This window comes from Citrobacter sp. Awk 4 (assembly GCF_028069725.1).
Classification (GTDB): Bacteria; Pseudomonadota; Gammaproteobacteria; order Enterobacterales; family Enterobacteriaceae; genus Citrobacter_D.
This window is the reverse complement of sequence record NZ_JANEWG010000003.1, coordinates 63,514-86,144: the sequence shown is the minus strand read 5'-3', so window position 1 is coordinate 86,144 and position 22,631 is coordinate 63,514. Positions and strand designations below refer to the sequence as shown.

Annotated in this window: 19 protein-coding genes and 5 tRNA genes; 12 read left to right on the top strand and 12 right to left on the bottom strand. The window is 53.0% G+C overall.

The features are described 5' to 3' along the window. The first annotated feature begins 84 nt into the window (after positions 1 to 84). The 11 genes from alaS to luxS all read left to right on the top strand — a co-directional run bounded on the left by alaS (position 85) and on the right by luxS (position 7,797). Positions 85 to 2,712 carry an alanine--tRNA ligase gene (gene alaS, locus NNO04_RS01875; RefSeq protein WP_271443222.1) on the top strand — a complete coding sequence of 876 codons (2,628 nt, stop codon included), beginning with the start codon at positions 85 to 87 and terminating at the stop codon, positions 2,710 to 2,712. 238 nt (positions 2,713 to 2,950) lie between these two features. Next, positions 2,951 to 3,136, top strand: coding sequence for a carbon storage regulator CsrA (csrA, locus tag NNO04_RS01870; protein ID WP_000906486.1), 186 nt, complete (start codon positions 2,951 to 2,953; stop codon positions 3,134 to 3,136). Between the two features lie 344 nt (positions 3,137 to 3,480). Then, positions 3,481 to 3,573: transfer RNA gene (locus NNO04_RS01865), tRNA-Ser, on the top strand. Positions 3,574 to 3,576: 3 nt separating this feature from the next. Continuing rightward, positions 3,577 to 3,653, top strand: a tRNA-Arg gene (locus NNO04_RS01860). Between the two features lie 64 nt (positions 3,654 to 3,717). Beyond that, positions 3,718 to 3,794 (top strand) — tRNA-Arg (locus tag NNO04_RS01855). Between the two features lie 194 nt (positions 3,795 to 3,988). Then, positions 3,989 to 4,065, top strand: a tRNA-Arg gene (locus NNO04_RS01850). Positions 4,066 to 4,238: 173 nt separating this feature from the next. Continuing rightward, positions 4,239 to 4,315: transfer RNA gene (locus tag NNO04_RS01845), tRNA-Arg, on the top strand. Positions 4,316 to 4,512: 197 nt separating this feature from the next. Further along, the gene (yqaB, locus tag NNO04_RS01840) at positions 4,513 to 5,079 is read left to right on the top strand and encodes a fructose-1-phosphate/6-phosphogluconate phosphatase (RefSeq protein ID WP_271443221.1); all 567 of its coding nucleotides are present in this window, start codon (positions 4,513 to 4,515) and stop codon (positions 5,077 to 5,079) included. Beyond that, a complete protein-coding gene (locus tag NNO04_RS01835) occupies positions 5,076 to 5,504 on the top strand; it encodes a YqaA family protein (RefSeq protein WP_271443220.1) in 429 nt (142 codons plus the stop codon). Before yqaB ends, NNO04_RS01835 begins: the two co-directional genes overlap by 4 nt. 72 nt (positions 5,505 to 5,576) lie before the next feature. Beyond that, complete coding sequence (gshA, locus tag NNO04_RS01830; protein ID WP_271443219.1) at positions 5,577 to 7,133, top strand: glutamate--cysteine ligase; 1,557 nt, start codon at positions 5,577 to 5,579, stop codon at positions 7,131 to 7,133. 148 nt (positions 7,134 to 7,281) lie between these two features. After that, the gene (gene luxS / locus NNO04_RS01825) at positions 7,282 to 7,797 is read left to right on the top strand and encodes an S-ribosylhomocysteine lyase (protein ID WP_060569134.1); all 516 of its coding nucleotides are present in this window, start codon (positions 7,282 to 7,284) and stop codon (positions 7,795 to 7,797) included. A gap of 104 nt (positions 7,798 to 7,901) precedes the next feature. Here luxS and emrB read toward each other — a convergent pair whose 3' ends face one another. The 12 genes from emrB to NNO04_RS01760 all read right to left on the bottom strand — a co-directional run bounded on the left by emrB (position 7,902) and on the right by NNO04_RS01760 (position 21,176). After that, positions 7,902 to 9,440: a multidrug efflux MFS transporter permease subunit EmrB gene (emrB, locus tag NNO04_RS01820; protein ID WP_271443218.1), complete on the bottom strand. Its 1,539-nt coding sequence runs from the start codon at positions 9,438 to 9,440 to the stop codon at positions 7,902 to 7,904. Positions 9,441 to 9,456: 16 nt separating this feature from the next. Continuing rightward, a complete protein-coding gene (emrA, locus tag NNO04_RS01815; RefSeq protein ID WP_271443217.1) occupies positions 9,457 to 10,629 on the bottom strand; it encodes a multidrug efflux MFS transporter periplasmic adaptor subunit EmrA in 1,173 nt (390 codons plus the stop codon). A gap of 129 nt (positions 10,630 to 10,758) precedes the next feature. Then, complete coding sequence (gene mprA, locus NNO04_RS01810) at positions 10,759 to 11,289, bottom strand: transcriptional repressor MprA (RefSeq protein ID WP_271443216.1); 531 nt, start codon at positions 11,287 to 11,289, stop codon at positions 10,759 to 10,761. A 472-nt stretch (positions 11,290 to 11,761) separates the two neighbouring features. Next, a complete protein-coding gene (locus tag NNO04_RS01800) occupies positions 11,762 to 12,946 on the bottom strand; it encodes an MFS transporter (protein ID WP_271443215.1) in 1,185 nt (394 codons plus the stop codon). A 131-nt stretch (positions 12,947 to 13,077) separates the two neighbouring features. Continuing rightward, positions 13,078 to 14,073 carry a glycine betaine/L-proline ABC transporter substrate-binding protein ProX gene (gene proX, locus NNO04_RS01795; protein ID WP_271443214.1) on the bottom strand — a complete coding sequence of 332 codons (996 nt, stop codon included), beginning with the start codon at positions 14,071 to 14,073 and terminating at the stop codon, positions 13,078 to 13,080. A gap of 59 nt (positions 14,074 to 14,132) precedes the next feature. After that, the gene (gene proW / locus NNO04_RS01790) at positions 14,133 to 15,188 is read right to left on the bottom strand and encodes a glycine betaine/L-proline ABC transporter permease ProW (protein ID WP_271443213.1); all 1,056 of its coding nucleotides are present in this window, start codon (positions 15,186 to 15,188) and stop codon (positions 14,133 to 14,135) included. Continuing rightward, positions 15,181 to 16,383, bottom strand: coding sequence for a glycine betaine/L-proline ABC transporter ATP-binding protein ProV (gene proV, locus NNO04_RS01785; RefSeq protein WP_271443212.1), 1,203 nt, complete (start codon positions 16,381 to 16,383; stop codon positions 15,181 to 15,183). Before proV ends, proW begins: the two co-directional genes overlap by 8 nt. 356 nt (positions 16,384 to 16,739) lie before the next feature. Next, positions 16,740 to 17,699: a class 1b ribonucleoside-diphosphate reductase subunit beta gene (nrdF, locus tag NNO04_RS01780; RefSeq protein WP_271443211.1), complete on the bottom strand. Its 960-nt coding sequence runs from the start codon at positions 17,697 to 17,699 to the stop codon at positions 16,740 to 16,742. Between the two features lie 11 nt (positions 17,700 to 17,710). Continuing rightward, positions 17,711 to 19,855 (bottom strand): class 1b ribonucleoside-diphosphate reductase subunit alpha, encoded by a 2,145-nt coding sequence (gene nrdE / locus NNO04_RS01775; protein ID WP_271443210.1) that lies wholly within the window; start codon positions 19,853 to 19,855, stop codon positions 17,711 to 17,713. Continuing rightward, the gene (gene nrdI, locus NNO04_RS01770; RefSeq protein WP_271443209.1) at positions 19,828 to 20,238 is read right to left on the bottom strand and encodes a class Ib ribonucleoside-diphosphate reductase assembly flavoprotein NrdI; all 411 of its coding nucleotides are present in this window, start codon (positions 20,236 to 20,238) and stop codon (positions 19,828 to 19,830) included. Before nrdI ends, nrdE begins: the two co-directional genes overlap by 28 nt. Then, positions 20,235 to 20,471 (bottom strand): glutaredoxin-like protein NrdH, encoded by a 237-nt coding sequence (gene nrdH / locus NNO04_RS01765; RefSeq protein WP_271443208.1) that lies wholly within the window; start codon positions 20,469 to 20,471, stop codon positions 20,235 to 20,237. Before nrdH ends, nrdI begins: the two co-directional genes overlap by 4 nt. A 273-nt stretch (positions 20,472 to 20,744) precedes the next feature. Beyond that, positions 20,745 to 21,176 carry a carboxymuconolactone decarboxylase family protein gene (locus NNO04_RS01760; protein ID WP_271443207.1) on the bottom strand — a complete coding sequence of 144 codons (432 nt, stop codon included), beginning with the start codon at positions 21,174 to 21,176 and terminating at the stop codon, positions 20,745 to 20,747. 91 nt (positions 21,177 to 21,267) lie between these two features. Between NNO04_RS01760 and pdxR the strand changes: the two genes are divergently transcribed. Continuing rightward, positions 21,268 to 22,602 (top strand): MocR-like pyridoxine biosynthesis transcription factor PdxR, encoded by a 1,335-nt coding sequence (gene pdxR, locus NNO04_RS01755; RefSeq protein ID WP_271443282.1) that lies wholly within the window; start codon positions 21,268 to 21,270, stop codon positions 22,600 to 22,602. Positions 22,603 to 22,631: the final 29 nt, after the last annotated feature.

The following is a 22,631-nucleotide window of genomic DNA, read 5'->3' as shown; positions in this document are numbered from 1 at the left end:
CTGGAGTAAGTGAGTAGGGTGAACAAGCGCAGCCAACGCAGAGGCGGTTTGAAGGATGAAGTGTAGATTGATTTCAGGATAATTATGAGCAAGAGCACCGCTGAGATCCGTCAGGCGTTTCTCGACTTTTTCCATAGTAAGGGACATCAGGTAGTTGCCAGCAGCTCCCTGGTTCCAAACAATGACCCAACTTTGTTGTTTACCAACGCCGGGATGAACCAGTTCAAGGATGTTTTCCTTGGGCTCGACAAGCGTAATTATTCCCGCGCAACGACCTCGCAGCGTTGCGTGCGTGCGGGTGGTAAACACAACGATCTGGAAAACGTCGGTTACACTGCACGTCACCATACTTTCTTCGAAATGCTGGGCAACTTCAGCTTCGGCGACTACTTCAAACACGACGCGATTCAATATGCGTGGGAGCTTCTGACCGGTGAAAACTGGTTTGCCCTGCCAAAAGATCGCCTGTGGGTAACCGTCTACGAAACTGACGATGAAGCCTTTGAAATCTGGGAAAAAGAAGTCGGCATTCCGCGCGAACGTATCATCCGCATTGGTGATAACAAAGGTGCGGCGTATGCGTCTGATAACTTCTGGCAGATGGGTGACACCGGTCCGTGCGGCCCGTGCACCGAGATTTTCTATGACCACGGCGACCATATCTGGGGCGGCCCTCCGGGAAGCGCAGAAGAAGATGGCGATCGCTACATTGAGATCTGGAACATCGTCTTCATGCAGTTCAACCGTCAGGCTGACGGCACCATGGAACCGCTGCCGAAGCCTTCTGTGGACACCGGTATGGGGCTGGAACGTATTGCGGCTGTGCTGCAACACGTTAACTCCAACTATGAAATTGACCTGTTCAGCACGCTGATTAAGGCGGTAGCGAAGGTCACTGGCGCGACTGACCTCAACAATAAGTCGCTGCGCGTAATCGCTGACCATATCCGCTCCTGTGCATTCCTGATTGCCGATGGTGTTGTCCCGTCGAACGAAAACCGTGGCTATGTGCTGCGTCGTATCATTCGTCGTGCGGTTCGTCACGGCAACATGCTGGGTGCGAAAGAGACGTTCTTCTACAAGCTGGTTGGCCCGCTGGTAGAGGTGATGGGTTCTGCAGGTGAAGAGCTGAAGCGTCAGCAGGCTCAGGTTGAACAAGTTCTGAAAACCGAAGAAGAGCAGTTTGCCCGCACGCTGGAGCGTGGCCTGGCGCTGCTGGACGACGAACTGGCGAAACTGACCGGCGACACGCTGGACGGCGAAACGGCTTTCCGTCTGTATGACACTTACGGCTTCCCGGTTGACCTGACGGCGGACGTTTGCCGTGAGCGCAACATCAAAGTTGACGAAGCAGGCTTTGAAGCCGCTATGGAAGAACAGCGTCGTCGCGCGCGTGAGGCCAGCGGTTTTGGCGCGGACTACAATGCGATGATTCGCGTTGATGGCGCGTCAGAGTTTAAAGGCTACGACCATCTGGAATTGAACGGCAAAGTCACCGCGCTGTTCGTTGATGGTAAAGCGGTGGATGTGATTAACGCAGGTCAGGAAGCGGTTGTCGTTCTGGATCAGACTCCGTTCTACGCTGAATCCGGCGGTCAGGTTGGCGATAAAGGCGAACTGAAAGGCGCAGGCTTCGCATTTGCGGTGAGCGATACGCAGAAATACGGTCAGGCGATTGGTCATATCGGTAAGCTCTCTGCGGGTTCTCTGAAAGTGGGCGACGGCGTGCAGGCCGATGTGGATGATGTGCGCCGTGCGCGTATTCGTCTGAACCACTCCGCAACGCACCTGATGCATGCGGCATTGCGCCAGATTCTGGGCACGCATGTGGCGCAGAAAGGTTCTCTGGTTAACGATAAAATTCTGCGTTTCGACTTCTCCCATAATGAAGCCATGAAACCGTCAGAAATCCGTGCAGTGGAAGACCTGGTGAATGCGCAGATTCGTCGCAACCTGCCGGTTGAAACCGATGTCATGGATCTGGAAGCTGCGAAAGCGAAAGGGGCAATGGCGCTGTTTGGCGAGAAGTATGACGATCGTGTTCGCGTACTGAGCATGGGCGATTTCTCTACCGAGCTGTGTGGCGGTACGCACGCTAGCCGTACCGGGGATATCGGTCTGTTCCGCATTGTTTCCGAGTCCGGCACTGCGGCAGGTGTTCGCCGTATTGAAGCGGTCACCGGTGAAGGTGCAATCGCGACTCTGCATGCGGAAAGCGATCGCTTAAACGATATCGCACAGCTGCTGAAAGGCGACAGTCAGAATCTGGGTGACAAGGTTCGTTCTGTACTGGAACGTACGCGTCAGCTCGAAAAAGAGTTACAGCAGTTGAAAGAACAGGCTGCGGCGCAGGAGAGTGCGAATCTTTCCAGCAAAGCGGTTGATATCAACGGCGTGAAGCTGCTGGTTAGCGAGCTTGAGGGTGTTGAACCGAAAATGCTGCGTACCATGGTTGATGGTCTGAAAAATCAACTGGGGTCGACGGTCATCGTTTTATCAACGGTCGCTGAAGGTAAGGTTTCTCTGATTGCGGGCGTGTCTAAGGATGTGACTGACCGTGTGAAAGCCGGAGAATTGGTAGGTATGGTCGCTCAGCAGGTGGGCGGTAAAGGTGGTGGTCGTCCGGACATGGCGCAAGCCGGTGGTACGGATGCTGCGGCTCTGCCTGCAGCGTTAGCCAGTGTGAAAGGCTGGGTCAGCGCAAAACTGTAATAACAATAAGCGTTAGCGAGCGCTGTAGACCTCGATTTACGGCGCTCGCATCAACGCTATCGACAACGATAAAGTCAGGTTGAAGTTGTGTATATCGGCTAAACTTAGGTTTAACAGAATGTGATGCCGTGACTGCTTACACTAAGGTGTTTGTCATCGCTTACTTTTTGGCGTTATATGATGGATAATGCCGGGATACAGAGAGACCCGACTCTTTTAATCTTTCAAGGAGCAAAGAATGCTGATTCTGACTCGTCGAGTTGGTGAGACCCTCATGATTGGAGATGAGGTCACCGTGACAGTTTTAGGGGTGAAGGGCAACCAGGTACGCATTGGCGTAAACGCCCCGAAAGAAGTCTCTGTCCATCGTGAAGAGATCTACCAGCGTATCCAGGCTGAAAAATCCCAGCAGTCCAGTTACTAAGGTTTTCGCGTCTCATCTCGTTCGGTGAGGCGCTACCTGATTCCCGCTCTAAACCCTCTTTTTTATCTCACACGCGCCATTTTCTCATTCTGTCTTTCCGTTTACCGACCGGCTTTTTCGTTCACCTCGTTTTTTTGCCTCTCAGTGAAGCGCGTTAAATACTGATTTGCTTGTTGATAAAACACTCTTTTTGCCGTTTTTGCAGACTAATTGCGCGTGAAGTGTGCAAACGATAAAAGTGCAGGAAAAATTGTTTGACTTATAAGTCCCAGAAAGTAATATGTGCGCCACGCAGCGACGAAGAGCTTTTAACGAGTTCTCCGAAGCACTCGTAAGAGGCGTGTGGTGAGGTGGCCGAGAGGCTGAAGGCGCTCCCCTGCTAAGGGAGTATGCGGTCAAAAGCTGCATCCGGGGTTCGAATCCCCGCCTCACCGCCATTTGCATCCGTAGCTCAGCTGGATAGAGTACTCGGCTACGAACCGAGCGGTCGGAGGTTCGAATCCTCCCGGATGCACCATCTCTTACTTGATACGGCTTTAGCAGCGGTATCAAAAATCTGCAGTAAAGTAAGTTTACCTGATGCATCCGTAGCTCAGCTGGATAGAGTACTCGGCTACGAACCGAGCGGTCGGAGGTTCGAATCCTCCCGGATGCACCATCTTCTCAGAAATAACAACCGGTTTGTTGTTTCATGGTCTGCGAGAATATCGCAGGAACCAGGGAGGATAACGTTGCTTCAGCAACGGCCTGCAGGGCGAGGCGCAGCCGAGTAATCCTCCCGGATGCACCATCTCTTACTTGATATGGCTTTTGTGGCGATATCAATATCAGCAGTAAAATAAGTTCCCTGATGCATCCGTAGCTCAGCTGGATAGAGTACTCGGCTACGAACCGAGCGGTCGGAGGTTCGAATCCTCCCGGATGCACCATCTTCTCAGAAATAACAACCGGTTTGTTGTTTCATGGTCTGCGAGAATATCGTAGGAACCAGGGAGGATAACGTTGCTTCAGCAACGGCCTGCAGGGCGAGGCGCAGCCGAGTAATCCTCCCGGATGCACCATTCTCTCAGAAGTATCAGTAGTAAATCAGCAGTTCCCTGATGCATCCGTAGCTCAGCTGGATAGAGTACTCGGCTACGAACCGAGCGGTCGGAGGTTCGAATCCTCCCGGATGCACCATCTTCTCTGAAATAATAGCCAGTTTTTCTTCATGGTCTGCGAAGTTGTCGCAAGCACCATTTTCTGCAAAACATTTCCCTTCTTCATACAAACACTTCTTTGCTTCACACACTGAACAATCCTCACTCTTTCCATCAGCGACAAAATCAATCAATTACGATAAAGTAACGTCTGATCATTAGGTTTGTGAGAACGCAATGTACGAACGCTATGCGGGTTTGATTTTTGATATGGATGGCACCATCCTGGATACTGAACCGACGCACCGTAAGGCGTGGAGCGAAGTATTAGGGCGCTACGGCCTTCGTTTTGATCTTCAGGCAATGGTCGCACTCAACGGCTCCCCAACCTGGCGCATTGCTCAGTCGATCATTGAGCTCAATCACGCCGATCTTGACCCTCATTCGCTGGCGCGAGAAAAAACCGATACGGTAAAAAGCATGCTGCTGGACAGCGCCGAACCGTTGCCTTTGGTTGATGTGGTGAAGGCCTGGTATGGCCGTCGCCCGATGTCAGTGGGAACCGGTAGCGAAAGCGCTATCGCTGAAGCGTTGTTGGCTCACCTGGATTTACGTCGCTATTTTGATGCTGTCGTCGCGGCTGATCATGTTCAGCATCACAAACCTGCCCCTGATACGTTCTTGCTGTGCGCGGAACGTATGGGCGTGATTCCTGCGCAATGTGTGGTGTTTGAAGATGCTGATTTTGGGCTGCAGGCGGCACGTGCAGCGGGGATGGATGCGGTGGACGTTCGATTATTGTGAGTGATGGACTGTCGCTCCTTTCCCTGTTTGCCAGTAGTTTTCTCAGCGCCACGCTATTGCCCGGAAATTCAGAAGTTGTTTTAGCTGCGATGCTAGTTTCCGGGGTCAGTCAGCCCTGGCTCTTAGTCTTAACAGCAACAATGGGTAATAGCCTTGGGGGGTTAACTAACGTTATCCTTGGGCGTTTCTTCCCGTTACGTAAAACGTCGCGCTGGCAAGAAAAAGCCACGGGCTGGCTTAAACGTTATGGCGCAGTCACACTGCTACTAAGCTGGATGCCGGTCGTGGGGGATTTACTGTGCTTACTGGCGGGATGGATGCGCATTTCATGGGGGCCAGTGCTCTTTTTTTTATGTCTTGGTAAAACGTTGCGCTATGTTGTGGTCGCAGCGGCTACTCTTCAGGGCATGATGTGGTGGCACTAATTGTAGATAGACACCCAGAGTCACCATTACAATTATGCTAATTAAAACGATTTTGACAGGCGGGAGGTCAATTTGATCCCGGACGTATCACAGGCGTTGGCCTGGCTGGAAAAGCATCCTCAGGCGTTGAAGGGGATTCAGCGCGGGCTAGAGCGCGAAACACTGCGTGTTAATGCTGATGGCACGTTAGCAACAACGGGCCATCCAGAGGCGTTAGGCTCTGCGCTGACGCATAAATGGATAACCACCGACTTTGCTGAAGCGCTGCTGGAGTTTATCACTCCGGTTGATGGCGATATTCAACATATGCTGACATTGATGCGCGATCTGCATCGTTTCACGGCCAGAAACCTGGGCGATGAGCGGATGTGGCCGCTGAGCATGCCTTGCTATATTGCCGAAGGGCAGGATATCGAACTGGCGCAGTATGGCACCTCTAACATCGGTCGTCTGAAAACGCTGTATCGCGAAGGGTTGAAGAACCGCTACGGCGCGTTGATGCAAACCATCTCTGGCGTGCATTATAACTTCTCGTTGCCGATGGCGTTCTGGCAGGCGAAGTGTGGCGTAACGGAAGGCGAAGATGCGAAAGAAAAAATCTCCGCAGGTTATTTCCGTCTGATTCGTAACTATTACCGTTTTGGTTGGGTGATCCCGTACCTGTTTGGCGCGTCTCCGGCGATTTGCTCTTCGTTCCTGCAGGGAAAACCGACCACGCTGCCGTTTGAAAAAACGGACTGCGGCATGTATTACCTGCCTTATGCAACGTCTCTGCGTTTAAGTGATCTCGGTTATACCAATAAGTCGCAAAGCAATCTCGGTATTACGTTTAACGATCTGTATGAGTATGTGGCAGGATTAAAACGCGCGATCAAAACGCCTTCCGAGGAGTATGCGGAGATTGGCCTGGAGAAAGACGGCAAGCGCCTGCAAATCAACAATAACGTTCTGCAGATTGAAAACGAACTCTATGCGCCAATTCGTCCGAAGCGTGTGACGCGTAGTGGCGAATCGCCGTCAGATGCGCTTTTGCGCGGCGGTATTGAGTATATCGAGGTGCGTTCACTGGATATTAACCCGTTCTCGCCGATTGGCGTGGACGAGCAGCAGGTGCGTTTCCTTGATCTGTTTATGGTCTGGTGCGTATTGGCGGATGCGCCGGAAATGAGCAGCGACGAGCTCCTGTGTACGCGCACTAACTGGAATCGGGTGATTCTGGAAGGACGTAAGCCGGGTCTGACATTAGGTATTGGCTGCCAAACGGCGCAGTTCCCGCTGCCGAAAGTCGGTAAAGACCTGTTCCACGATCTGAAACGCGTGGCGCAAACGCTGGACAGCATCCACGGTGGAGAGGATTATCAGAAAGTGTGCGATGAACTGGTCGCCTGCTTCGATAATCCGGAACTGACGTTCTCGGCACGTATCCTGCGGTCTATGATTGACACAGGGATTGGCGGAACAGGCAAAGCGCTGGGCGAGGCTTATCGTAATTTGCTGCGTGAAGAGCCGCTGGAAGTCTTGCAGGAGCAGGACTTTATTGCCGAACGCGAGGCATCGAAACGTCGTCAGCAGGATGTTGAGGCGGCAGATACCGAGTCGTTTGCAGAGTGGCTGAAAAAGCACGCCTGACAGAAAAGAAAAAGGCCACTCGGGAGTGGCCAAAATTTCATCTCTGAAAACAGGGATGATGATAACAAATGCGCGTCTTTCACATACTCAGACTCGCCCTGGAACAAAGAGTTCATTTATTTTTAAAATAATTCTCGGAGGTGGCTAAATGCCGTTGTTAGATAGCTTCACTGTCGATCATACCCGGATGGAAGCACCTGCAGTCCGGGTCGCGAAAACGATGAACACTCCGCATGGCGACGCCATTACCGTGTTTGATCTGCGTTTCTGCATCCCAAACAAAGAAGTGATGCCGGAAAAGGGCATTCACACGCTGGAGCATCTGTTTGCGGGCTTTATGCGTAACCACCTTAACGGTAACGGTGTTGAGATCATCGACATCTCCCCGATGGGCTGCCGTACAGGTTTCTATATGAGCCTGATTGGTACGCCGGACGAGCAGCGTGTGGCGGATGCCTGGAAAGCGGCAATGGCGGACGTGCTGAAAGTGCAGGATCAAAACCAGATCCCGGAACTGAACGTCTACCAGTGCGGTACGTATCAGATGCACTCTCTGAGCGAAGCGCAGGAGATCGCGCGTCATATTCTGGAGCGTGATGTTCGCGTGAACAGCAATGAAGAGCTGGCCCTGCCAAAAGAGAAGCTGCAGGAACTGCATATCTAGCAGTTGTCATGCAGGCTGGTACAGCGTAGCGCTGATGTAGGCCCGGTAAGCAAAGCGCCACCGGGCAATAAAAAAGGGCCTTCTCAGGCCCTTTTTGTATTCTATTAGTGTGCACCGCCGCCGCCGCCGCCCGCACCAAAGGGCGGTTTGGCGAACCAGACCAGTCCGAGCAACACCAGAAATATCCCCGCTGACATCCAGAAAATTTCATTGGCAGAAATAATCAGCCCCTGGCTGGTTATCTGCTGGGCCAGCCAGCCGGAGGCCTGCTGTTGTGTCATCCCCAGGCCCTGGAGCTGATCGTACATGGCCTGCGCATTAGGGTTATACGGATTCACTGACTCGGTTAACTGTGCATGGTGCATGGACTCGCGGCTGGTCCACATGGTGGTCGTAATTGAAGTACCTATGGAACCCGCCAGCGTTCGCGTAAAGTTCGACAAACTCGACGCCGCCGCCAGACGCTCAGGCGGCAAGCCGGAAAGGGTGATGGTTGTCAGCGGCATAAAGAAGCAAGCCACGGCGAAGCCCTGAATAAACTGCGGCCAGGCCGATGCGCCGAAATCCATGCCCGGCTCAAAGGTGTATGCGCGCCAGTAGAAGCAGACGGCGTACATAATAAAGCTGAACGTGACCAGCCTGCGCATATCCAGCTTGTGCGCGAAGCGTCCGATAATCGGCGACAGGATCACCGGAATAATCCCCACCGGCGCGGAGGCCAGACCTGCCCACGTCGCGGTATAGCCATACACTTCCTGCAACAACTGCGGCAGCAGAACGATAGCGCCGAAGTAGAGCATATAGGCCAGACTGATACACAGACATCCTATCGTGAAGTTTCGCGACTTAAACAGCGAGAGATCGACAATGGGGTTATCGTCTGTCAGCTCCCAGACAATCAGGAAGCTGATGGCGACAACGGCGACCACGGTCAGAATGATAATCTCCTGCGAGGCAAACCAATCCAACTCTTTGCCGCGGTCGAGCATAATCTGCAGGCTACCGATCCCGACCACTAATAGCGCCAGGCCGATGGCATCAATCCGCCGCTGCTCGGTGCGAGTTTCCCGTCCACGCAGGGTTTGCAGCGTCATCAGGACGACCACCACGCCGATAGGCACGTTAATGAAGAAGATCCAACCCCAGTGATAGTTATCGCTGATATAACCGCCGAGAATTGGGCCGCAAATCGGCGCGACAATCACCGTCATCGACCATAACGCCAGGGCGATGGAGCGTTTGGCGGGCGGATAGTTGTTCAGCAACAGGCTCTGAGAAAGCGGAATTAATGGCCCGGCGACAATCCCCTGTATCACACGAAAGAAGATCAGCATGTTGAGGCTGCTGGAGACGCCGCAGGCCCACGACGCAATGACAAAGGCGATAGTGGACCACATAAACAGCTTCACTTCGCCGACGCGTTTTGCCAGCCATCCGGTGATCGGAATCGAAATGGCGTTTGCCACCCCGAATGAGGTGATCACCCATGTTCCCTGGCTCAACGAAGAGCCAAGGTTTCCGGCGATAGTCGGGATCGCCACGTTAGCAATGGTGGAGTCCAGAACCTGCATGAACGTTGCCATCGACAACGCGATCGTCATAATGACGAGCTGTGCGCCTTCCAGCGGTTTTTGCTGTTGCATCACACGCACCTCAGGATTAACCCGCGTTGGCTTTGACGATTTCTTCGATCAGTTTATTGACCGGAGCGAGACTGATTTCCCGTGCATCGCTTTCAGAAACTGGGGTTGTACGCACCTGGCTTGCCAACACCTGCCCATCGCGATTTGAGGTATCTACCGTCACTAATGTCGATAAACCAATGCGCAGAGGATGTTGCGCCAGTTGCTGCGCATCCAGTTCAATACGCACTGGCAGACGTTGCACGACTTTGATCCAGTTGCCGGTCGCATTTTGCGCAGGGAGCAGCGAGAAGGCGCTGCCTGTTCCCATATCGAGACCGACGACTTTCCCGGTATATTTCACGTCATCGCCGTAAATATCGCTGATGACGGTGGCCGGTTGGCCAATGCGCATATGCGCCAGCTGAGTTTCTTTAAAGTTGGCATCGACCCACAGATTGTTCGCCGGAACGACCGCCATCAGCGGCGTGGTCGGGCTAATTTGGGCGCCAGGTTGAACGGCGCGGCGAGAAACGTATCCGGTCATCGGGCTGACAATTTTCGTACGTTCCAGCGCCAGCCATGCATTGCGGACTTCAGTCGCCGCTTGTTGCACCGCGGGCTGATCTTCCAGTCGACTACCGAGGATCATCGCCTGATTGGCGTTATATTGTTGAATCGCAACGTCCAGTTGCGCCTGAGCGCTGGCAACAGCATCACGCGCGTGTTGCAACTCTTCGCGACCAATCAGGTTGGCGTTACCCAGCGGAACACGGCGATTAAAATCGCTTTGCGCCTGGGCCAGCGCAGTTTTCTGCACCTCAATGCTCGCCTGCAACTGCTTGCTGTTGATCATTAACTGGTGTGTTTGACGCACGCTGGAGGCTAACGCGGTTTTGGCTTTTTCAAACGCCTGTTTGGCATCGGTCTGATCGAGCGTGACCAGCACATCACCTTTTTTGACAAAGTCAGTATTATCAGCCCAGACTTTCGTCACACTGCCTGATACCTGCGCCATGATTTGCACCTGGTTCCCTGCCACGTACGCATCATCGGTCTCTTCGGCATGACGCAGTACTAAAAACCAATAAATCCCATATGCCACGGCAATAATAATAAAGAGCAAGGTGAGAAGGATAAGCAGACTTTTACGTTTGCCATTCTTCTTAACCGATTGCTGCGGGGTTTGAGTCTCCGCATTTGCGCTCATGTTGTTCTCCACGATCTTATTTTTTCACATCGGCTGAGCCGACCTGTCTGTCAGAAAGGCCAGCAGTGTCACGTGCTGGCCTGTCAGTTTTTTCTTTTATAAATCTGGATGTTTGAGCGTGTCGACGCGTTAGCGTAGGGCCTCAAGAACGGCACCATCCTTATCCATCTGATCGAGACGGGTCAGGAGTTTACGCGTGATGTGCTCAAGCTGATCTTTTTCGGCGGTGCTGAGAGATGACCAGAGCTGATGCAGGCAGTTATGCTGAGGAGGGAGAACCTCACGCAAAAAATCATGCCCCTTTTCAGTCAATTGCAGGTGCAAACAACGACGGTCGTTATCGCTTTCACGGCGTTCGATCCAACCGCGTTTTTCTAACTCATCCGCGATTCGTGTTGCATTAGTACGGGAAGAACCGAGCGCACAACTCAGTTCCGAAGGCTGAATACTGTGGTTTTCCTGAGACTCCAGCGTAATCAACGCCATAAACAACGTCTCGTTAATCCCTTGAGCTTTCAGCATCTTATTGCGGTTTTCCAGCAACTTGCCCTGCATATGCATGCAAAGACGGGTCAGAAGAATTTCCTGATATGGGAAATCTTCGTAGCGGCTGGCGCGAAATTTTAGCATTTGTTCAATGGGCGTAAACGAACTATCCATTTGGGCATGACCTCATTAATTTCAGCCGATATAGTAACGACGGTGACAAATAAAGTAAATGTATTATTAAAGTAAAATAATTCTTACGAACTATAAAATCGTTCGTTTTTCCCGGGCTAATCCATAGTCCGGGAAACGCAACGATGTAGGGAACGAGCAAACAACGAATAAACAGTACGGGAGGCATGAAACCTGACGTGATCCCGGCGGGGAGAAACCCCTGGCGGGTAGGATTCAGGCCAAACGCAAACGCGGGCGGGTTACCGCTGATGACTCTCGGTACGCTGTCTTCACATCCCTCAGCGAACATCGCCGGACTGGGATCTGACAGGGGGACAGGGCTTTCCATAGAATTTTGTGATTCGTCACCGATGTAAAATAATCAGGGTAAATAATTTTAATAACCTTAACAGACTGGGGGGCACCTTAACACCCTAAGGTGCCCAAACAGCCATAAACGCTTAGCGTCTGCTTAATTTACAGCTTCTTGTCGATGAAAACCTCGCCACCAGACCAGCAGGTTAAGGACGGCTACAGTCATACCCGCCAGACAAACGCCTGTCCATCCTGCATGCTGCCAGGCGGATGCCGAAATTAGTGAACCGGCGGCACCGCCGATAAAATAGCTGGTCATGTAACCCGCCGTCAGACGGTTACGCGCATCCGGGTGAATTCGGTAGATCACCGTTTGGTTGGTGATGTGTACGCCCTGAACCGTAAGATCCAGCACCAGAATACCGACAATCAGCGCCAGCACGGAGGTGTGTCCATACCAGATTGCCAGCCAGGAGAGCAGCAGCAACAACAGGCTGATGGTCGTCGTAAGATGGGATTTCCCTTTATCGGCAAAACCACCAGCAGGCCGTGCGCCCAACGCACCGGCGGCACCGGCCAGACCAAACAGACCAATCATCCCTTCGGAATAGTTAAACGGCGCTGCTGCAAGCAAAAAGGCCATTGACGTCCAGAGGATGCTGAAATTGGCAAAGGTCAGGCATCCTAACAGCGCGCGGGTGCGCAGCAGTTTGTCGTGGAGAAACAGGCTGAATACGGAGCCTAACAGCTGCGGATAGTTGAGATGGGTTTCCGATTTCATCTTCGGCAGGCCATGCCACAGCGCGATAGCCATCATCGCCATCAGGACAGAGGCGACCCAGAATACGGTTCGCCAGCCGCCGAGATTAGCGAGCAGTCCGGCGACGGTCCGTGCCAGTAAAATCCCCAGCAGCAAACCGCTCATGATGGTGCCGACCACCTTACCGCGCTGATCCGGCGTGGCGAGCGTGGCGGCCAGAGGGACCAAAATTTGTGCGACGACCGAGAATAATCCGGTGAGCGCCGTTCCCAGGATCATCATCGCAAGCGACTGGCTGCTGGCAGTGATCAGCATGCCGCCTGCCGCCAGCAGTGTCATCGAGACGATCAACGTCCGGCGTTCAAACATGTCGCCCAGCGGAACCAGCAACAATAACCCGGCGGCATAACCCAACTGTGCGGCTGTGACGATAAATCCGGCGGAACTGGCAGAAAGCGAAAACGTGCGGGCGATGGTGTCGAGCAGCGGCTGCGCGTAATAGTTGCTGGCGACCGCCAGACCGGTGGCGACAGACATCAGGACAATCAGCGCCGGACTGAGTTGATGAGTAGGGTTATTCATTGTTATCAGTATGTTTGGATTAAGTGACAACAATCATAACGAATGAAAATAAATTCAGGTGATGGATCGTGCTGTTTCGGGGAGCGGTAATAGTACCGGATGGCGCGTTGTCATCCGGTACACCATTTACATTACTTCTGCGCAGCCAACGCTTCTTTCACCCAGCCGTCAAATTGTTGCTGGTGAGCTTTGATCCAGCCGTCTACGTGACCCTGTACGTCGGCTTCAGAGGCTTTGCCTTCATGCATCATCGCATTCTGGGCGTTAATGTCCGCCAGCGGCAGTTTCATGATGGCAAACAGTTTCGCCGCCGCCGGGTTTTTCTCTGCCCAGGCTTTATTCACGACGATGTGCATGGTGTTCACCGGGAAGCCGTAGTTAGCGCCATTCGGCAGTTTGGTGTCGATATCTTTTTGCTCGCCAGGCAGGGAAGAGAAGGGCACCTGTAACCAGACCACATCTTTACCCGGTTTCATCACGTCGCTCACCCAGTATGGCGTCCAGGTGTAATAAAGCACCGGTTTGCCTTCTTTAAAACGGGTAATGGTGTCGGCCATCATCGCGGCATAATTACCGTGGCTGACATCGACGGTTTTTTCCAGATCAAAGGCTTTGTTCTGGTGATTGATGACGGCTTCACAGCCCCAGCCCGGTGAGCAGCCCATCATGTCCGCTTTGCCGTCGCCATTGGTATCAAAGATTTTGGCGATTTTCGGGTCTTTCAGTTGCGCGATATTGGTGATGTTGTACTGTTCGGCGGTTTTTTTGTCGATCAGATAACCCTGGGCGGCGCCGGTGACAAATACCCCCTCGCGATAGAACTTCTTGTCTCCACCCGCCGCGGCGTACATATCATCATGCAGCGGCTGCCAGTTCACGGCAGTAAACGTAGCATCGCCAGAGGCAATGGAGGTATAGCCCACGTTGTAATCGACTTCACTCGGTTTATTGACGGTGTAACCGAGTTTTTCCAGCGCGCGGCTGACCAGTAACGTCTGGAATGTTTCTTCTGTGATGGTGCTCTGTACCGGTTGAACGGTAATGCCTTTGCCTGGCAGGTCGGCAGCGAAAGTGCTGGTAGAGACAAGGGTGGCAAACGCTGTGGCAAAAAGAATGTGATGTCGCATCGTTGTTCCTTAATGATTCGAAGGCCCGGTACGCGTAGCGCTACCGGGCAACAGAGGAGTTACTTGATGAAAGGGCGGGTAAAGAGCCCAACAGGACCGGTGGTATACCAGCGGCGATTACCACGGCTGCGCGAATCGCGCCCCACGGCTTGCGTCAGACGATCCAGAATGATGGCGAGGATCACAATGCCAACCCCGCCGACGGTGGCCAGTCCCATATCGAGACGACCGATACCGCGCAGAACCATTTGACCCAGTCCGCCAACGGCAATCATGGAGGCGATAACGACCATGGAGAGGGCGAGCATCAGCGTCTGGTTAACCCCCGCCATAATGGTGGGCATTGCCAGCGGTAGCTGAACTTTGAACAACATCTGACGCGGACTGGCGCCAAACGAGCGCGAGGCCTCAATCAGATCTGCCGGGACCTGGTTTATCCCCAGAATGGTCAGACGTACTATTGGCGGCAAAGCAAAAATTATCGTTACCACCACGCCCGGTACGTTGCCGATACCAAACAGCATGACAATCGGCACCAGATAGACGAACGCTGGCGTGGTCTGCATCGCATCCAGCAGTGGACGGACTATCTTCGCCGCCCGCGGACTGCGCGCCAGCCAGATCCCCATCGGTAACCCGATAATAACGCAGAACAGCAGGGCGGTGAGCACCAGCGCGAGCGTAATCATCGCTTGCGACCAGGCACCGATAGCGCCAATGGCGATCAGCGAAATCAGCGTCGCGACGCCCATCCCGAGCCCGGAAATCTGCCAGGCAATCAGCGCAAAAACGATGATTGCCACCGGTGCGGGCATGCCCAGCAGCAGTTGCTGGAAACCGTTAAGAATGTAATCCACCGGGACACGAATGCCCTGGAAGACGGGGCGGAAATGGGTGACAACCCAGTCGATCCCTTCTGTGACCCAGCTATCCAGCGGGATCAGCGTCTTATGGAACGGATCCATAATATTAAAATGTTCCGCCGCTGGCGCAGGCGCGCTGTTCAGCCAGTCTGCGCCTCCGCCGTTGGCAGGCGCACTGCCCCAGGCGTCAGCTGATTGTGCGGCGCTCTCTGCCGCCGGTGCGGTATCCCACGGATTGGTTTGATCAGCCATTGTTTGCCCCCTCGCGATCTAATGCCTGTAGCAGCATGCGTTTTGAAATGATGCCGACATATTGTTGTTCCTCATCGATGACCGGTACAGCGCAGGGCGCCTGACCAACATGAGAAAGCAATTCGCTGAGTGGGGTTTGCGCATCTACGGCTAATGGATGTTCGATCAATGCCGCGTCAATGCCTTGCGCCTGACTTAATGCCGATTTTAAGGAGTCAATTGACACCACACCGACATACTTATTTCCGCGTTCAATGACGTAGCCAAATTCGCGATCTTCATCCTCTAATAATTTCAGCGCAGAACGTGGACCGAAACCTGGGGTTCTGCGAATTAATCCTACCGGGCTGCGGCGAGCAATATCTTTCGCGCTGAACACCTGACTAATATCAACGCCACGGAAGAAAGTGCGGACATAATCATTTGCCGGATTATTCAGAATCTCATCCGGTGTCCCGACCTGTACGACTTCACCATTTTGCATAATGGCAATCCTGTCGCCAATACGCATCGCTTCATCCAGATCATGGGAAATAAAGACCACGGTTCGCTGATGTTTCGCCTGCAGTTTTACCAGTTCATCCTGCATCTCAGTACGAATTAACGGATCGAGAGCCGAGAAGGCTTCATCCATTAATAAGATGTCAGGATTGATGGCTAATGCGCGGGCGAGACCGACACGCTGACGCATGCCCCCGGAAAGTTCATCCGGGTAGCCGTGGGCATAATTCTCCAGTCCGACCTGACGTAATGCATCGAGTGCTTTTTCCCGACGTTCATTCGCAGCCACACCAGCTAATTCCATGCCGAATGCGGTATTGTCCAGTACTGTCATATGCGGCATTAACGCAAATGACTGGAAGACCATCGCAATCTTTTTTCTGCGCACCTCGCGAAGTTCTGCGTCGGATATTTTTGCAATATCGACACCGTCAATCAGAACTTGCCCGCGGGTGGGTTCAATCAGGCGATTGAGAAGGCGTACCATTGTGGATTTACCCGATCCGGATAATCCCATGATGACAAATATCTCGCCTTCTTCAATGGCCAGACTGGCGTCTTTAACGCCAAGCGATAGCCCCGTTTTATCCAGAATCTGCTCTTTTGAAAGTCCTTTTTCAATATATTTGAAAGCTCGCTGTGGATGCTCACCAAATATCTTATAGAGATTTTTAACTTCTAATTTAATTGCCATGCAATAGAATGGTTCCTGTTATTTATATATGTCTATATGTTACCTAATGGAAATAGTGACCTTTTTCTACCCTAACATACTGAGAATCTGAGACAACCCTGAATTTGTTAATGATGTTAATGCAATGGAATGTCATCCTGCGAGATTTCCCATGATATAAGGGCTGAGCGCCAGTGATGACAGGCTAATATTTTTTTGTAAGGAGCATTGAAATGCGCCTGAATTGCCATAATTCAGGCGGGTAATGTGCAAGATATTGAGCGTAGATCACACAATAATAATGGAATGACAAAAATGTGATCTCATTAAAAATATTAGCGCAATTATCATAGTGATATTTACCTCAATATCTCTTGTCAGAAATCCCAGTCTTCATCTTCGGTTTCTACTGCTTTGCCCATGACATAGGATGATCCCGAACCGGAGAAGAAATCATGATTTTCATCGGCATTCGGTGACAGCGCGGCAAGAATGGCCGGATTAACGTCGGCCATTTCTGCCGGAAACAATGTGTCATATCCCAGGTTCATTAAGGCTTTATTGGCGTTGTAGCAAAGGAAGGCGTTGACCTCCTCAACCCAGCCAGTTTCCGCGTACAGTTCTGCCGTATAGCGGACTTCGTTGTCATACAGTTCCATCAGCAGTTCAAGGGCAAAATCCTTCAGCGATTCACGTTCCAATTCTGAGCATTTCTCCAGCCCTTTCTGGTACTTATAACCAATGTAATAGCCGTGGACCGCTTCATCACGAATGATCAGACGGATCAGGTCGGCGGTGTTGGTCAGTTTGCCGCGGCTGGAAAAATACATCGGGAGCCAGAAGCCGGAGTAAAACAGAAATGATTCCAGAAATACGCTGGCAATTTTCTTCTTCAGCGGCTCCTCGCCAGCGTAACAAGTCAGGATAATGTCTGCTTTACGCTGTAACGGTTCGTTGTACTCACTCCAGGCATAAGCGGCGTCGACGTCTTTGGTCTGACACAATGTCGAGAAGATTGAACTGTACGAACGGGCATGTACTGCCTCCATAAAGCTGATGTTCGACAGCACCGCTTCTTCATGCGGGGTCAACGCATCCGCCATCAATGAGGGCGCGCCCGCGATATTCTGAATGGTATCGAGTAAAGTTAAGCCGGTGAAGACGCGAAGGGTTAGTTGCTGTTCAACAGCGCTCAGCGACTGCCAGGCCGGCATATCGTTAGACAGCGGCACCTTCTCGGGCAGCCAAAAGTTGCTGGTCAGGCGGTTCCAAACTTCCAGGTCTTTATCGTCCTGGATCTGGTTCCAGTTGATGGCGCTGATATGTGATAGTTTCACTTCGTTCTCCTTTACAGCGCGCATGACACGCAGCCTTCAATTTCAGTGCCTTCCAGCGCCATCTGGCGTAGTCGGATGTAATAGAGCGTCTTGATCCCTTTGCGCCAGGCGTAGATCTGCGCTTTGTTGATATCGCGGGTGGTGGCGGTATCGGGGAAAAACAGCGTCAGCGATAGCCCTTGATCGACATGTTTTGTGGCTTCAGCATAGGTATCGATAATTTTCTGTGGACCAATCTCATAGGCGTCCTGGTACATCTCCAGATTCTCGTTGGTCATAAACGGCGCCGGATAATAAACCCGACCGGTTTTGCCTTCCTTGCGGATCTCCACTTTCGACACAATGGGATGAATACTGGATGTTGCATGGTTGATGTAGGAGATCGAACCGGTCGGCGGCACCGCCTGTATATTCTGGTTATAGATACCGTAGCGCATCACATCATCACGCAGTTGTAACCACATTTCGCGGGTCGGTAACGTGACGCCCGCGCGGGCAAACAGCGCCCGCACTTTCGCGGTTTTTGGCTGCCAGTCACCGTGCAGATACTGCGCAAAATAGTCGCCGCTGGCATAGCGGGATTGCATAAATCCGGCGAAGGTTTTACCGCGTTCGCGCGCCAGCAACATCGAGGTATGCAATGCATGCCAGGTGACGGTGTAGAAATAGAGATTGGTGAAGTCCAGACCCTCCACAGAGCCATAAGCAATCCCTTCCCGCGCCAGATAGCCGTGCAGGTTCATTTGCCCGAGGCCAATGGCATGTGAGGCGGCGTTTCCTGCTTCAATGGAGGGGACGCTACGAATATGGCTCATCTCCGATACCGCCGTCAGACCGCGAACAGCGATTTCCACGGTGCGGCCAAAATCGGGTGAGTCCATGGTGTGAGCAATGTTCAGCGAACCGAGGTTACAGGAGATATCGTGACCGGTATCCGCGTAATCCAGATTTTCGTCATAGGTAGATGCGCTGTTGACCTGCAATATCTCCGCGCACAGATTGCTCATATTAATACGCCCGGCAATGGGACTGGCGCGATTGACCGTGTCTTCATACATGATGTACGGATAGCCGGACTCAAACTGGATCTCCGCAAGGCGCTGGAAAAAGTCGCGGGCGTTAATGGTTTTTTTACGGATGCGTGGGTCGGCAACCAGCTCATGGTACAGCTCGCTAACCGCAATATCGCCAAACGGCTTACCGTAAATGCGCTCCACGTCATAGGGTGAGAACAGCGCCATTTCGGCGTTCTCTTTGGCTAACTGAAAAGTGATATCCGGGATCACCACGCCAAGCGACAACGTTTTGATGCGGATTTTTTCGTCGGCATTTTCACGTTTGGTATCAAGAAAACGCAGAATATCCGGATGATGGGCGTGCAACCAGACTGCGCCGGCCCCCTGGCGTGCCCCAAGCTGGTTGGCATAGGAGAAGGCATCTTCCAGCATTTTCATTATGGGGATCACACCCGAAGACTGGTTTTCAATACGCTTAATCGGTGCGCCAGCTTCCCGCAAATTAGAGAGTAAAAACGCCACGCCGCCGCCGCGTTTAGACAGCTGAAGCGCCGAGTTTACCGCCCGCCCAATCGACTCCATGTTGTCTTCAATGCGCAACAGGAAACAGGAGACCAGTTCACCGCGCTGGCGCTTCCCGCAGTTTAAAAAGGTTGGCGTCGCAGGCTGAAAGCGGCCGGAGAGCATTTCCTCAGTGAGCTGGATCGCTAGCGTTTCGTCACCCTGCGCCAGCGTCAACGCCACCATCGTGACGCGGTCTTCGAAGTCTTCCAGATAGCATTTACCGTCATAGGTTTTCAACGTGTAGCTGGTGTAGAACTTCCATGCGCCGAGGAACGTCTGGAAATGAAAACCGCTGGCGTGCGCCCGCACAAACAGCGCTACCACAAACGCGCGGGCATAGCGGTTGAGCACGTGGTCATCGTAATAGCCTTCACGTAACAGATAATCCAGCCGCTTATCCTGGCTGGCGAATGCCACGGCGTTGGGTTTCACATGCGTGGTAATGAATGCCTCTACCGCCTGGCGGTCTTTGTCGAACTGAATATGGCCCGCTTTGTCATACAGATTCAGCATGGCATTCAGGGCGTGATGATCCGTGGTTGTCGGCGTCACGCGTTCTGTGGTTGTCGTTGCCAAAATGCTTCCACTCCTTTTCGGACGTTGTCGATATCGGCTGGCGTTCCCATTAGCTCAAAGCGATACAGGCAGGGCACGCCGCATTTTTGTGAAATGATGTCTCCAGCGCGGCCATATGCTTCACCGAAATTGCGGTTGCCGGCGGCAATAACGCCGCGAATGAATGCCCGATTGTGTTCATCGTTTAAGAAACGGATCACCTGCCGGGGGACCGCGCCCGCAGTGCCTCCGCCGCCATAAGAGGGCACCACCAGAAGGTAAGGTGCATCCACGCGGATCCGCTCCCGCTCATCGTTCGGGATACGGATGGCGGGCAACCCCAAACGCAGCATAAAGCGGTGTGTATTTTCGGAGCTGCTGGAGAAGTAAACGAGCGGGTTCATACGCGGGGTTCTGCGCGCAGACGGTTGATCATGTCGGGGCGGAATCCAGACCAGCTGGTTTCCCCGGCAATCACGACCGGCAACTGGCGAAAACCCTGTGCTCGCAGGGCTTCTGCTGCATCAGGAAGCCGGTCGACGTTCACCATCTCAAAATCAAATCCACGGCTTTCCATCGCCCGTTTCGTGGCGTGGCACTGAACACAATTATCACGAGTGTAAATAGTAATGCGCATGATTCGTATTTCTCATTAAAATAAAAGAACGGCGCGAAGATAGGCGTCGGGTTGTGTGTGTTGTGATAAAAAGAATACTAGATGTAGTTGAAAAAAGATTCAACCATACAAGATATGGGAATTTCAGATGGATTACTCCCCACTGAATCGCTCAGCGGGGAAGGGGCGTTATTGGTGTAAATTGCCGGAAGGGTGACGCAAGCATCTTATCCGGCTTACGACAGGCGCACTGTTGTAGACCTGAAAAGCGATAGCGCCACCAGGCAGCAAAAGCTACATCCGCATGCTCACAGCCAGACGGTTAAAGCAGTTCATCAGGCCAATGGCAAAGGTCAGATCGCTTACCTCTCTGGCGCTAAAATGGTCAAGCAGCGGCAGATAAACCTCATCTTCGGCGCGAGTGCCGACAATATCCGTGACGGATTCAGCCCAGGCCAGCGCCGCGCGCTCCTGTTCGCTGAAACGGTGGCTTACCCGCCAGCCCGCCAGCGCATCCAGTTTGGTCTGCTCAACACCGGATTGACGCAGCGCTTTGCTGTGCATCTCAAGGCAAAACGCACAGCCATTGATTTGCGAAATACGCAGATAAATCAATTCCATCAACGTGGTGTCCAGCGCACTGTTTTCCAGTGCTTTTTTCGCCTGAACCAGCGCGTTATAGACCTCAGGGCTAAGTTCATAATAGGGCTGGCGTAATGTGGTCATGGTGTCTCTCCTCGTTTTAATGACTATACGGTAGCACTATAATGGACTGTCAAAGAGAGCCATATTCTCACATAAAAAGCAGACCATAATGATGCCACGCTATCAGCAAATCGCCCGTCAGTTAAAAAATGCTATTGAGCAAGGTGAACTCAAACCTGGCGCGCGGTTGCCTTCCAGCCGCACGTGGGCGCAGGAGTTGGGCATATCCCGCTCAACGGTAGAAAATGCGTATAGTGAGCTGGTGGCTCAGGGCTGGCTGGAGCGGCGTGGACAAGCCGGAACGTTTGTCAGCGGGCATCTGCGTCTGGAGAAACCGCATGCCGCGCCCGCTTTTTTTGCCGGAGAAAGCCAGACGCCGCAGCCTTTTCAGATGGGATTACCCGCGCTGGATCTCTTCCCGCGAGAGATATGGGCACGCGTGATGGGCCGTCGTCTGCGTACCCAAACGCGTTTTGACCTGGCGCTGGGCGAGGTTTGCGGCGAAGCTGTGCTGCGCCAGGCGATTGTCGATTACCTGCGGGTATCGCGCAGTATTGAGTGCCAGCCGGAGCAGGTGTTTGTGACGTCCGGTTATGCCTCCTCAATGATGCTCATTCTGCGGGCGCTGGCACAACCGGGGGACGGCATGTGGGTGGAAGACCCCGGTTTTCCCCTGATTCGCCCGGTTATCAAGCAGGAGCGGGTTGAACTGTTGCCCGTGCCGGTCGATGGCGATGGTCTGGATGTGTCGGTGGGGATCCGTCATTACCCGCAGGCGCGTTTTGTCCTGCTAACGCCCGCGCATCAAAGTCCTCTGGGGGTGTCACTGTCCCTGGCGCGTCGCCATCAACTGCTGGAGTGGGCCGCCAGTTCACAGGCGTGGATTATCGAAGACGACTATGACAGTGAGTTCCGCTACCACGGTAAGCCGTTGCCTCCGTTGAAAAGTCTGGATGCGCCGCAGCGTGTGGTGTATGCCGGAACGTTCAGCAAGTCACTCTTTCCGGCGCTGCGCACGGCATGGCTGGTGGTGCCGATGAATCAGGTCGCGCGATTTCGTGAGCAGGCGGCATTGATGGCCTGCAGCGTGCCAGTGTTATGGCAACTGACGTTGGCGGATTTCATTCGCGACGGCCATTTCTGGCGACATTTAAAAAAGATGCGTCAGCATTACGCCGGGCGCCGCCACTGGATAGAAGAGGCGTTAACAGCACAGGGCTTTCGCGTGGTGCCGCAGGACGGGGGCATCCAGATGGTGATTTCAGTTGAGGGTGATGACGTTGCGCTGGCAGAGAAGGCGAATCACGCCGGGCTGGCGGTTCAGGCGTTAAGTCGCTGGCGAATAACGGAGGAAGGGCAGGGCGGATTGCTGCTGTCGTTTACCAATATCACCTCCGCCGCGATGGCAAAACAGGTCGCCCAACAGCTCAGGCAGGCGATAGCGTAGCGAGACAATGCCGGATAAGACGTTTTGGC